A 12,368-nucleotide genomic window follows, 5' to 3' on the forward strand; every position below is an offset into this window, starting at 1 on the left:
AGTGCCGAGAACTCCCACTGCGTCAGTAGGCAGCCTGGGCCGCGCCAGCACGGTCCATGCGGCATCTGCTGCACCTGGGCAGCCAACCCCGACATAGGGTGCCAACCCGCCAGCCAGCATAAGAAAAGCCCCGCATTGCGGGGCTTGGGCGGCGATAGGGGCTCAGGCTGCCTGCAAGCTGCTGGCACTACTCACGCGTTGCGACAGGCGCAGGCGGCTGATGAAGCCGATCTGGCGCAGGGCTTCGGCAAACTCCTGCTCGGTGCCGCGCTCGGTACGCGAGGCCAGCTCGGCAAACAGGCCGGCGCGCGTGTAGTGGCGCACGCAGGCGATGAAGGGAAAGCCATGGCGCGTGCGATAAGCCTGGTTCAGCTCGGCCAAGCGCTCGCCCTGCTCCTGCGCCAAATCTCCCAGCCCCGCGCTTTGCTGCTCCTGCTGGGAGTCAACGGTCAGCGTGCCGGAGCGCACGGCGCTGGCCGACAGCTCGGGGTGGCCACAGAGAAAGCGCAGGGTCTGCTCACGCGGGCTGCCATGCACGGCGGCCAGCATGGCCTGGTGCAGTGCGTCCAGGCTGGCAAAGGGGCGCTGCTGCGCTGCAGCCTCGGCCACCCAGGGGGCGTATTCAAAAACCTCGCCGAGCGCGGCCGCAAAGTCTGCGTGCGTCATGACGTTGAGCTCGTCGAGCGTGGGGATGGAGGAGGTAGTGGTGCTAGTCATGAGGCCAGTGTAGGAAGCGCGTTTCCCGCCTCACAGTGCTTGCTTGTTATAGCCCGTATAGCAGCCGGCTACGTCGATGCCGTCAGGACCTGCGAGGCCTGATTGAGCAGGGCGCGCAGCCAGATATGGGAGGCATCCCGGTGCCGGGACGAATGCCAGAGCTGGTAGAAGCGCATGACGCGGTTGCCCATGGGCAGAGGCACCATGGTCAGCGGCAACCGTCTGGCGTGATAGGCCGCGAAATGGCGGCTGGTGGTCAGCAGCAGGTCGGTGCCCACCAGCAGATCCGGCGCCATCGAGAAGTGCGAGCATTGCACGCGGCCGTCACGGCTCACGCGCATGGTGCCCAGACTGCTCTCCACCACGCCGCGCTGATCGGGCGAATAAGGCGTGAACACCACATGCGCGGCCTGCAGATAGTGCTCGGCCGTCAGCCGGCCCGGCCCGGCCAGAGGATGCGTTTCATCGAGCAGGCAGACCACCTCGTCCTCGAGCAGCGTGGACATGTGCAAATGCTCGGGCGGGCTCGGCCAGTTGCCGATGACGATATCCACCTCGCCGCTTTGCAGGGCCTGCTCGTAGTCGAAGTTCTGGCCCAGCGGCAGCAGGACCAGCCTCGCGCCCGGTGCCTGCGCTCGCATGAGCTGGACCACGCGCGCCATGAAGGGCGGTGCCAGATAGTCGGGCATGGCGATGGTGAAGCGCAGTTGCGTGGTCTCGGCCACAAATTCCTTGCCGACGCTCAGCAGCCCGTCGATCAGGCCCAGCGCCGCACGTGCCTGCTCCACGGCCTGAAGCGCGCGCGCCGTCGGCACCATGCGGTTCTTGTCCCGCACCAGCAAAGGGTCGTTGAAGATGGCCCGCAATCGCCGCAGCGCCGCGCTGATGGCCGGTTGTGACTGATTGAGGCGTATTGCCGCGCGCGACACGCTTTTTTCGCTGATCAGGGTGCACAGCACGCGCAGCAAATAGGTATCGAACGGTTCTTCGCTGCGAGACACGTGTTTTCCCTAGAGATATGCATTTTGCTATGCGGCTCATAGCAGGCGCTTAGTTTCGCATATCGCCACAAGTCGCGACCATGCAAGTGTCCGCAAACCCAACAACAAATTTCCGAGACAAGGACTTGCCATGAGTGCTCATCATGTGCCGATCAGCGGCACTGCTGCTTCCGTCGATCAGGTCGACGCCACCTACTCCAAGATTTCCTGGCGCCTGCTGCCCTTTCTGGGCGTGCTGTGGGTGCTGGCCTGGCTGGACCGCGTCAACATCGGCTTCGCCAAGCTGCAGATGCTCGACGACCTGAAATTCAGCGAAGCCGTCTACGGCCTGGGCGCCGGCATCTTCTTCATCGGCTACTTCCTGTTCGAAGTGCCCTCCAACATGTTGCTGCAGAAGATAGGCGCCAAGAAGACGGTGATGCGCATCACCATAGGCTGGGGCCTGATCTGCATCTTGCAGGCCTGGGTGACGACACCGACCCAGTTCTACATCCTGCGCTTTCTGATGGGCGTATTCGAGGCCGGCTTCTACCCCGGCATCATCCTCTACCTGACCTACTGGTATCCGTCCAAGCGCCGCGCCAAGGCCTTCGGCACCTTCATGTCGGCCTCGGCCATCGCCGGCGTCATCGGCGGCCCGCTGGCTGGCGGCATCATGACCTGGGCTGCAGGCGCGCACGGCATGCACGGCTGGCAGTGGCTGTTCATCATCGAAGGCATCCCCTCGGTGCTGGCCGGCATCTTTGCCTACTTCTACATGACCGACCGCCCCGAGGAAGCCAAATGGCTCACCGACACGGACCGTGCCGTCGTGCGCCAGCAACTCGAAATCGACCAGAAGGCCCAGGGCGAGCGCCACAGCGACTGGCGCACCCTGTTCGGCAACCCCATGGTGTGGCTGCTGATCGCCGTGTTCTTCTGCCTGCTCTGCGCCAACTCCACGCTGACCTTCTGGATTCCCACCGTGATTCGCGAAGCGGGCTTCACCTCGCCCATGCAGGTGGGCTGGATCGCCGGTGCCGCCTATCTGCTCGGCGCGGCCGGCATGATCATCAACGGTCGCCATTCCGACCACCGTGGCGAGGTACGCTGGCACTTCGCGGGCTCGGCCCTGCTGGGCGCCGTGGGCATGCTGGCCCTGGCCTTCACCATGGGCATGGACAGCATCCCCGTGATCGTGGCGCTGACGGCCATGGTCCTGGCACTGGTGGGCACCATGAGCGCGATCCCCGTGTTCTGGCAGATGCCCAATATGCTGCTCAGCGGCGGCGCTGCTGCAGTGGGCGTGGCGCTGATCAACTCGGTGGCCAATCTGGCCGGCTTCGGTGCCCCTTATCTGATGGGCGTGATCAAGGCCTCCACCGGCAAGGTCGCTCCGGGCCTGTACCTGGTGGCCATCGTGGAAGCGCTGGCAGCCGTTCTCGCCATCGCCTTCGTCGCCCGCATCCAGCGCCGCAAGAACGTTTGAAGGAGTCATCCCGCATGCATCCCACACCCACACCGACCCCGTCGCGCCGACAGTTCGCACTCTCGGGCCTCGTGCTCGGCGCCTCGGCCCTGACAGGCACACACGGCGCGCTGGCCGCCGACACCTCCCCGGCAGTGCCGGCCCAGACCACCGGCCCCATCGTGCTGCATGGTGTCAGCCCGCGCCTGACCATGCATGCCGTGGACACCTTCCATGGCTCTGCAGCCACGGGCTTGCGCATCGACTTTTCGCGCTTCGACGGCGAAACCTATGTGCCGATACGCAGCTTTGTCGTGAACGCCAACGGCCGGGCCGACGAACCGCTGCTGATCGACGACAGCTACCGCAGCGGCCGCTACGAAATGCTGCTGCACGTGGACGAGTACTTTGCTGCCAAGGGCGCCAAGCTGCCGCGCCCGGCCTTTCTGTCCAAGGTGCCGGTGCGCTTCCAGATCGTGAACACGGCAGAGCGCATCCATCTGCCCATCCAGTTCGGCCCCTGGAGCTATACCTATTCGCGCGGCAGCTGAGCCGGCGTATCCGCGCTCTATCGCAACCCATTGAAAGACCACTATGGCAGGCATCAGCACCCATGTACTCAACCTCACCACCGGTCGCCCCATAGCCGGCATGCGGGTGGAACTCTACGACGTGGCGCAGACCCCGGCGCAGCGCCTGAACAGCACCCGTACCAATGCCGACGGTCGCACCGACGCCCCCATGCTGCCCGCCGCCGCGGCCCGCACCGGGGACTTCGAGCTGCGCTTTTACACAGGCGAGCATTTCAAGGAGCCCACGGCGCTGTCGGAAGAAGTGCTGGTGCGCTTTTCCATCTTCGACGCGGCCCAGCACTACCACGTGCCCATGCTGTGCTCGCCGTGGTTCTTCAACACCTACCGCGGCAGCTGATTTTTTACCAAGGAGAACGACTCGATGAACAACGAAAACGACAGCGGCAAATACCTGCTTGAATCCATACGCTTGGCCATGGGCAATGTCAAAGGCCGCCAGCAGCCCACCTGGCCCTTCGGCGCCGTGCTGGTCAGGAACGGCCAGGTGCTGGCGCGCGCCGTCAACCAGGTCGATGAGCTCTGCGACCCCTCGGCCCACGCCGAGATGCAGGCCCTGCGCATAGGAGCCAAGGCCCAGGGCAGCACCGATCTGTCGGGGGCCGTCATGTATGCCAGCGGCTACCCTTGCTCCATGTGCTACACGGCCATGTTGCTGGCCGGCGTGAAGCAGGTGTATTTCGCCTACTCCAACGAAGACGGCGAGCCCTACGATCTGTCGGCCGCGCGCGGCTATGTGGAACTGGCCAAGCCCGAGGAGCAGCGCGAGATGGCTCTGATCGGCCAGCGCGTGCGCGACGAGGGCGAAGACCTCTACGAAGCCTGGCAAAAAGCCGTCTCCACCACAGTCTGAACGCGTTTCTGTCCTCTTGCTCCTGCCCCGCGGCGCCAGCCCGGGGCTTTTTTTTACGCCCTAGCTGCGCCAGCGCGATCCACGCGGCACATGGGCCACGAGAAACTCCATCTGGTCGGCCAGAATGCGGCGGTTTCTCAGGATGAAGTCCTCCCACAGCGTGGGCGTGTAGGGGGTGTAGAGCAAGGGCATGCGGGCCTGCTCCGGCGTTCTGGCCCCCTTGCGGTGGTTGCAGGCGCGGCAGGCCGTGACCAGGTTCATCCAGCTGTGCTGCCCGCCGGTGCTCACGGGGACAATGTGCTCGCGCGTGAGATCGCTCTCATGGAAGCGCCGCCCGCAATAGGCGCAGACGCAGCGGTCACGAGCAAAGAGCTTGCCATTGGTCAGACCCGGCAGCAGCTCATGCGGGTTGATGTTCGGCATGCCCTTGGTGCCGATGATGGAGTTGATGTGAATGACTGACTGCTTGCCGGTCACCGCATTGTGGCCACCGCGAAAGCAGGCGATTTCGACACCGGCTTCCCAGCGCACATCTTCTGCTGCGTAATGCAGCGCCGCCTGCTCCAGCGTTACCCAGGACTGCGGCAGCCCCTGGGCTGTCAGCTTCAAGACTTTCACAACCAGCCTCCATACAGTCAAACTTGGACCACGGAAAACGGACAAGCGTCTTGGCGCTTTTGAGCACAATCGTGCAGCCTCCACAGCTGCCTGATTTGAAGCAATATACTCTGAAACTATGTCAAATTGACGGCTTGTGTCGCATGCATCGGCGCCAGTTGCTATAAATAACAAAGCAGTCCATGAAGATTTTCCGCGGCATCAATCATCCCGGCCTGGCCCCGGCCTGCGCTGTGACCATTGGCAATTTTGATGGTGTACACCGGGGACATCAAGCCATGCTCGGCCTGCTCAAGGCCGAGGCCGCCCAGCGCGGCATCCCCAGCTGCGCCATGACCTTCGAGCCGCACCCGCGCGACTACTTTGCCCAGAAGCTGGGCAAGCCGGAGTTGGCGCCTGCCCGCGTTGGCACGCTGCGTGACAAGCTCAGCCAGCTCGAGGTCTGCGGCGTCGATCAGGTCGTGATCCTGCCCTTCAACCAGGCCCTGGCCAGCCAGAGTCCCGAGGACTTCATTCAGGACGTGCTGATCTCGGGCCTGGGCGCCAAGTACGTGCTGGTGGGAGACGACTTCCGCTTTGGCTCCAAGCGCGCCGGCGATTACGCCATGCTGGACAACGCCGGCCAGGCCCTGGGCTTTGATGTGGCCCGCATGAACAGCTATGAAGTCCATGGGCTGCGCGTCTCCAGCACGGCCGTGCGCGAGGCCCTGGCCGCCGGCGACATGCAGCAGGCCGCCAAGCTGCTGGGCCACCCCTACCGCATCTCGGGCCATGTGGTGCATGGCCGCAAGCTGGGCCGCAAACTGGCCGAATCAATGAGCGGAGCCGAGGACGGCTTTCGCACGCTGAATCTGCGTTTCGACCACTGGAAACCTGCCGCCAGCGGCATTTTTGCCGTGCTGGTGCATGGTCTGACGGACAAGCCGCTGCAGGGCGTGGCCAACCTGGGCGTGCGCCCTTCGCTGGACCCCAACGACATCAACGGCGGTCGGGTGCTGCTGGAGACCCACTGCTTCGATTGGCCCGCTCAACTGGGTGGAGAAGGTGCCTACGGTAAAATCATCCGCGTGGAACTTCTGCACAAACTGCACGACGAGCTGAAGTATGACAGTCTCGATGCCCTGACGGTCGGCATCGCCAAGGACTGCGATGACGCGCGCGCGTTTTTCGCCTCGGCCCACATACCGTCTCACACCTCGTCGCACACAGAGACCCGTCGCCAGACCACGCGCGACCGAATTTGAAGCTCGCTGCTCGCACGTCCCAGGCGCAGCAGCGCACTGGCGCTCACCTCACCATTCACGCCCAGGCAGAACTGCCCGGGCACCGCATTGCTTTCAAGGTTTCCCATGTCTGATTCGAAGTCCAACAAGCCCGAAGCGTCCGCTTACCGCGCCACGCTGAACATGCCCGACACCCCTTTCCCCATGCGCGGCGACCTGCCCAAGCGCGAACCCGCCTGGGCCAAGGAATGGGATGACCAAGGCATCTACAAGAAGCTGCGCGACGCCCGCAGCGGCGCGCCCAAGTTCATCCTGCACGACGGCCCTCCGTACGCCAACGGCAAGCTGCACATCGGCCATGCGGTGAACAAGATCCTCAAGGACATGATCGTCAAGAGCCGCCAGCTCGAAGGCTTTGACGCGCTCTACGCACCGGGCTGGGACTGCCACGGCCTGCCCATCGAGAACGCCATCGAAAAGCTGCATGGCCGCAACCTGCCGCGCGACGAGATGCAGGCCAAGAGCCGCACCTTTGCCGCCGAGCAGATCGAGCAGCAGATGGTGGACTTCAAGCGCCTGGGCGTGCTCGGCGACTGGGATCACCCCTACAAGACCATGAACTACGCCAACGAGGCCGCCGAGCTGCGTGCCTTGAAGACGGTGATGGAGCGTGGCTTTGTCTACCGCGGCCTCAAGCCCGTTTACTGGTGCTTTGACTGCGCCTCCTCGCTGGCCGAGTTCGAGATCGAATACGCCGACAAGCAAAGCCAGACCCTGGACGTGATGTTCCCCGCTGCCGAGCCTGCCAAACTGGCCGCAGCATTCGGCCTGGACAAGCTCGACAAGGAAGCCTTCATCGTCATCTGGACGACGACAGCCTGGACCATCCCCGCCAACCAGGCGCTGAACGTCAACCCCGATCTGGAATACAGCCTGGTGGAGACCGAGCGCGGTCTGCTGATCGTGGCCTCCGCCCTGGTCGAGAAATGCCTGGCCCGCTGGAAGCTGGAGGGCCGCGTGCTCGCCACCGCCAAGGGCGAGAAGCTCGACCACATGCCCTTCAAGCACCCTCTGGCCCATGTGGACAAGGGCTTTGACCGCATCTCGCCCGTGTACCTGGCCGAATACGCCACCGCCGACGACGGTACCGGTATCGTGCACTCGGCCCCTGCCTATGGCGTGGACGACTTCAACAGCTGCATGTCCAACGGCATGGACTACAAGCAGATCCTGAACCCCGTGCAGGGCAACGGCGTGTACGCGGCCGACCTGCCCATGTTCGGCGGCCAGCATATCTGGAAGGCCGTGCCCGTCATCCTCGACGCCCTGAAGGTCGCAGGCCGCCTGATGGACACCACCACCATCAGCCACAGCTATCCGCACTGCTGGCGCCACAAGACGCCCGTCATCTACCGCGCTGCCGCCCAGTGGTTCATCCGCATGGACGAAGGTGAAGGCGTGTTCACCGATCCCGCGCAAAAGCCCGAGAAGACCCTGCGCCAGATCGCGCTGGACGCCATCGAGCAGACCAGCTTCTACCCGCAAAACGGCCAGGACCGCCTGCGCGCGATGATCGCCGGCCGTCCCGACTGGTGCATCTCGCGCCAGCGCTCGTGGGGCGTGCCCATCCCCTTCTTCCTGCATGTGGACACGGGCGCTCTGCACCCCCGCACCATGGAGATCATCGACCAGGCGGCCGCCATGATCGAGCAGGGCGGCATCGAGGCCTGGAGCCGCGTCAGCACCGAAGATATCCTGGGCGCCGAAGAGGCCAAGAGCTATACCAAGAGCACCGACATTCTGGAGGTGTGGTTCGACTCCGGCTCCACCTTCTGGCATGTGCTGCGCGGCACCCACCCCGAGCACCACCACGACCACGGCCCCGAGGCCGATCTGTACCTGGAAGGCCACGACCAGCACCGCGGCTGGTTCCACAGCTCGCTGCTGCTGGCTTCGGCCATCTTCGGCCGCGCGCCCTATCGCGGCCTGCTGACCCATGGCTTCACCGTGGACGGCCAGGGCAAGAAGATGTCCAAGTCGCTGGGCAACACCGTGGCGCCGCAGGACGTGTCGAGCAAGATGGGCGCGGAAATCATCCGCCTGTGGGTGGCCTCGACCGACTACTCGGGCGACCTGGGCATCGACGACAAGATCCTGGCCCGCGTGGTGGACGCCTATCGCCGCATCCGCAACACGCTGCGCTTTCTGCTGGCCAACACCAGCGACTTCGACGCCAGCAAGGATGCCGTGGCCTATGGCGAGATGCTGGAGATCGACCAGTTCGCGCTGGCGCGCTCGGCCCAGCTGCAGCAGGAGATCCTGGCCCACTACAAGGTCTACGAGTTCCACCCCGTCGTCGCCAAGCTGCAGCTGTTCTGCTCCGAAGACCTGGGCGGCTTCTACCTGGACGTGCTCAAGGACCGCCTCTACACCAGCGCCCCCAAAAGCCTGGCACGCCGCTCGGCCCAGACCGCGCTCTACCAGATCACCCAGGCGCTGCTGCGCTGGATGTCGCCCTTCCTGTCGTTCACGGCCGAGGAAGCCTGGAAGATCGTGGGCCACAGCGAATCCATCTTCCTGGAGAAGTTCACCGAGCTGCCCGCCGGCGACGAAGGCCTGCTGGCCAAGTGGACGCGCCTGTGCGAGATCCGCAACCAGGTCAACAAGGACATCGAAGTGGTGCGCACCACCGGCGCCGTGGGTTCATCTTTGCAGGCCGAAGTCACGCTCACGGCCGAGCCCGAGGACCTGGCCCTGCTGCAAAGCCTCAAGGACGATCTGAAGTTCGTCTTCATCACCTCGGCAGCGACTGCCGTGGCCGGCGATGCCCTGACCACCACCGTGAAGGCCAGCGAGCACGCCAAGTGCGAGCGCTGCTGGCACTACCGTGAAGACGTGGGCGTGAACCCCGAGCACCCCTCGATCTGCGGCCGCTGCGACAGCAATCTGCACGGCACGGGCGAAGTCCGCACCAAGGCTTGAGTCTTAAAAAAGTGAGCTGCCAGCGTATGCTGGCAGCCATTTTCAGCATTTATTTTTGCTGAAATCCTTTTGAGTCAAGTGCTAACCGCTATCAAAAAACCTTAGCAAAGAGCTGCCATGAGCAACACCCAGACCTCCTCCGCAGGCCTTGGCCGTATCTGGCCCTGGCTGCTGTGGGCGCTTGTCATCATCGGCGTGGATCAGGTCACCAAGCAGATGATTCTGAGCCACTACCAGTATGGGGACTGGACTCCCATCACCAGCTTCTTCAACATCGTGCGCGCGCACAACACGGGCGCCGCCTTCTCCTTCCTTGCGGGCGGCAGCGGCTGGCAGCGCTGGCTGTTCGTGGCCATAGGCGTGATTGCCACCGTGCTCATCGTCTGGCAGCTGCGCAAGCACCCTGGCGAGAAGATGTTCTGCCTGTCGCTGTCCAGCATTCTGGGCGGGGCCATCGGCAATGTGGTGGACCGCCTGCAACACGGCTATGTGGTGGACTTTCTGGACTTCTACTGGGGCAGCAGCCACTTTCCGGCCTTCAACGTGGCCGATATGGGCATCACGCTGGGCGCCATACTGCTGATCCTGGATGAGGTTTTGCGCGCAAAACGCGCCAAGAACCAGAGCGTGTAAGCGCCAGGCGCTTTCCATCGGCAAGGCCCGCTGCCTCTCTAGCAGACAGCGGGCCTTGCTTATTCCGCCCCGCTCCGGCCGGATTCGGCCGACTCGTAGACGGGCTCGGCAGCACCTTCAGGCATATCGCGCCGAATATGGCTGCCCGCAGACAAGATGATGCCGCCCCGGACCGCGGACTGAACCAGCGTGATGTGCGTCAGCTGTTCTTGCTCGGCCATCTGCTGTACCTGCCGCTGATCGATCCATGCAATCTGCGCCGGCCCGAGCAGCGTGGAGATGGACAGCAATACCGCCACCACCCATTGCCAGATGCGCAGCGGCCGCCTGGGCTTGCCGCGCCGCAAATGCCACGGCTGCCAGCAACATCAAAAGAAAGCCCACCGCAACAGCACCGGGCATGACCGGAATCATGAACCTGCCTTTTTAATAGCATCGAACGCAATACCGATATACGGAAAACTCGGTCGCCTCTGAAATCTCATCCGTAGAAACGATGTTTCGAATAATTCGTTTTTGTTCTATTGTGTTCCTTATTCCGCACTTATTTGTGCGTGAAGAGTGAGCCATCGGGGCAGACCGGCCTCACTCAGGGGTATATTAGGTCGCTCCTTCGCGGGCAGAACATGAAGCATTTATTGAATCTTTTAGCAGCCATTGCCCTCTTGATCTGGGGCTCTCAGATGGTTCGCACCGGCGTTCTGCAGGTCTTCGGCGCAAACCTGCGCAACATTCTCGCCCGCAGCATGAGCAACCGTTTCTCGGCAGCACTATCTGGCATGGGCGTCACGGCCCTGGTGCAATCAAGTACGGCCACCTCGCTGATGACCTCGTCCTTTGTAGGCCAGGGTCTGATCACCCTGCCCTCGGCCCTGGCCGTGATGCGCGGTGCCGATGTCGGCACGGCTTTGATGGCCGTGCTGTTCTCCACCGATCTTTCCTGGCTGTCGCCACTGTTCATCTTTGTCGGCGTGGTGCTCTATATCTCGCGCAAGGACTCCAAGCCCGGTCGTATCGGCCGCGTGCTCATCGGCCTGGGCCTGATGCTGCTGGCCCTGCGCCTGGTGGTGGAAGCCACCGAGCCCCTGCTGCAGGCCCCTGCCGTGCGCACCCTGCTGGCCTCGGTCAGCAGTGATCTGTTCATGGAATTGCTGCTGGGCGCGGTACTGGCCGTGCTGGCCTACTCCAGCCTGGCCGTGGTGCTGCTGATTGCGGCCATGGCCAGCTCCGGCGCCATTCCGCTGGATGTGGCTCTGGGCCTGACCCTGGGCGCCAATCTGGGCAGCGGCCTGGTCGCGGCGCTCACCACCGCCAAATCGGCGGTGGAGGAGCGCCAGGTCACCATAGGCAATCTGCTGTTCAAGATCATGGGCGTGGCCATCGTCGCGCCCTTTATCGGGCTGTGGTCGCAGTACGCCCAGCCCTATCTGCCCAACGCCGGCCAGAACGTGGTGATGTTCCATCTGGCGTTCAATGTCTTCAACAGCCTGTGCTTCATCGGCCTGACCCAACTCGTGGCCCGCTGGGTGACCTCCATGCTGCCCAAGCCCGAGGAAGAAAGTGCAGCCAAGCTGCTGCGCCCACGCCACCTGGACCCCTCGGCCCTATCCACCCCTTCGCTGGCCATCACCTGCGCCGTGCGCGAGTCACTGCATCAGGCCGACGTGGTGGAGTCCATGCTGATCGGCCTGCAAAAAGTGGCTGAAACCGACGATGCCAAGCTCTCCGAGGAAGTGCGCCACCTGGAAGGCACGGTGGACGATCTGTACTCGGCCATCAAGTACTACATGACCAAGATCTCGCGCGCCGAACTCGACGAGCGCGAAGGTCAGCGCTGGACGGAAATCATCAGCTTCACCATCAATATGGAGCAGATCGGCGACATCATCGAGCGCGTACTGCTGGATCTGGAAGACAAGAAGATCAAGAAGGGCCGTCAGTTCTCGGCCGCCGGAAAACAGGAAATTCACGAGCTGACCCAGCATCTGCTGGACAATCTGCGCCTGGCCATGAGCGTCTTCCTCAATGGCAATGTGCGCGAGGCGCAAAAGCTGCTCGAGGAAAAAGCGCGCTTTCGCGATCTGGAACTGGCCTACTCGGCCACCCATCTGGAGCGCCTGTCGCAGCACACGGTATCGAGCATAGAGACCAGCTCCCTGCATATCGACATGATCAGCGACCTCAAGCGCATCAACTCGCTGCTGTGCTCGGTGGCCTACCCGATTCTCGAGCAGGCCGGAGCCCTGGCGCCCAGCCGGCTCAAGTCCACCGCACTGGAGAACCAGCGCTAGCTGCTCTGCCGCC

At 63.4% G+C, this 12,368-nt stretch carries 12 protein-coding genes; 8 read left to right on the forward strand and 4 right to left on the reverse strand.

Features of this window, described 5'->3' with window-relative positions; genetic code table 11:
• Positions 1-162: 162 nt before the first annotated feature.
• Positions 163-717 carry a 2-oxo-4-hydroxy-4-carboxy-5-ureidoimidazoline decarboxylase gene (gene uraD / locus ACWGXF_RS01705; RefSeq protein WP_054073532.1) on the reverse strand — a complete coding sequence of 185 codons (555 nt, stop codon included), beginning with the start codon at positions 715-717 and terminating at the stop codon, positions 163-165.
• Between the two features lie 68 nt (positions 718-785).
• Entirely contained in the window at positions 786-1,718 is a 933-nt protein-coding gene (locus ACWGXF_RS01710) for a LysR family transcriptional regulator (protein ID WP_054073531.1), read from the reverse strand.
• Positions 1,719-1,848: 130 nt separating this feature from the next.
• Between ACWGXF_RS01710 and ACWGXF_RS01715 the strand changes: the two genes are divergently transcribed.
• The 4 genes from ACWGXF_RS01715 to ACWGXF_RS01730 are packed head-to-tail and all read left to right on the forward strand — an operon-like array spanning position 1,849 to position 4,608.
• Positions 1,849-3,186, forward strand: coding sequence for an MFS transporter (locus ACWGXF_RS01715; protein ID WP_003066146.1), 1,338 nt, complete (start codon positions 1,849-1,851; stop codon positions 3,184-3,186).
• Between the two features lie 14 nt (positions 3,187-3,200).
• Positions 3,201-3,716, forward strand: a complete 516-nt coding sequence (locus ACWGXF_RS01720; RefSeq protein ID WP_087865182.1) for a hydroxyisourate hydrolase — start codon at positions 3,201-3,203, stop codon at positions 3,714-3,716.
• A 43-nt stretch (positions 3,717-3,759) separates the two neighbouring features.
• Complete coding sequence (gene uraH / locus ACWGXF_RS01725; protein WP_012837181.1) at positions 3,760-4,095, forward strand: hydroxyisourate hydrolase; 336 nt, start codon at positions 3,760-3,762, stop codon at positions 4,093-4,095.
• A gap of 24 nt (positions 4,096-4,119) precedes the next feature.
• Positions 4,120-4,608, forward strand: coding sequence for a nucleoside deaminase (locus tag ACWGXF_RS01730; RefSeq protein WP_012837180.1), 489 nt, complete (start codon positions 4,120-4,122; stop codon positions 4,606-4,608).
• A gap of 60 nt (positions 4,609-4,668) precedes the next feature.
• Here ACWGXF_RS01730 and ACWGXF_RS01735 read toward each other — a convergent pair whose 3' ends face one another.
• Positions 4,669-5,226: an HNH endonuclease gene (locus tag ACWGXF_RS01735; RefSeq protein ID WP_003066139.1), complete on the reverse strand. Its 558-nt coding sequence runs from the start codon at positions 5,224-5,226 to the stop codon at positions 4,669-4,671.
• A 182-nt stretch (positions 5,227-5,408) separates the two neighbouring features.
• Here ACWGXF_RS01735 and ACWGXF_RS01740 point away from each other — a divergent pair, with 182 nt between their 5' ends.
• The 3 genes from ACWGXF_RS01740 (at position 5,409) to lspA (ending at position 10,064) form a co-directional block, all read left to right on the forward strand.
• Positions 5,409-6,470, forward strand: a complete 1,062-nt coding sequence (locus tag ACWGXF_RS01740; protein WP_012837179.1) for a bifunctional riboflavin kinase/FAD synthetase — start codon at positions 5,409-5,411, stop codon at positions 6,468-6,470.
• Positions 6,471-6,575: 105 nt separating this feature from the next.
• A complete protein-coding gene (gene ileS, locus ACWGXF_RS01745; protein WP_256629827.1) occupies positions 6,576-9,431 on the forward strand; it encodes an isoleucine--tRNA ligase in 2,856 nt (951 codons plus the stop codon).
• A gap of 117 nt (positions 9,432-9,548) precedes the next feature.
• On the forward strand, positions 9,549-10,064 hold the full coding sequence (lspA, locus tag ACWGXF_RS01750) for a signal peptidase II (RefSeq protein WP_012837177.1): 516 nt from the start codon (positions 9,549-9,551) through the stop codon (positions 10,062-10,064).
• A gap of 59 nt (positions 10,065-10,123) precedes the next feature.
• Here the strand turns inward: lspA and ACWGXF_RS01755 are convergent, their stop codons facing one another.
• Positions 10,124-10,411 carry a hypothetical protein gene (locus ACWGXF_RS01755; RefSeq protein WP_256629826.1) on the reverse strand — a complete coding sequence of 96 codons (288 nt, stop codon included), beginning with the start codon at positions 10,409-10,411 and terminating at the stop codon, positions 10,124-10,126.
• A 279-nt stretch (positions 10,412-10,690) separates the two neighbouring features.
• Here ACWGXF_RS01755 and ACWGXF_RS01760 point away from each other — a divergent pair, with 279 nt between their 5' ends.
• Complete coding sequence (locus ACWGXF_RS01760; protein WP_256629825.1) at positions 10,691-12,355, forward strand: Na/Pi cotransporter family protein; 1,665 nt, start codon at positions 10,691-10,693, stop codon at positions 12,353-12,355.
• Positions 12,356-12,368 lie beyond the last annotated feature (13 nt).

The organism is Comamonas sp. HJ-2, assembly GCF_053615495.1.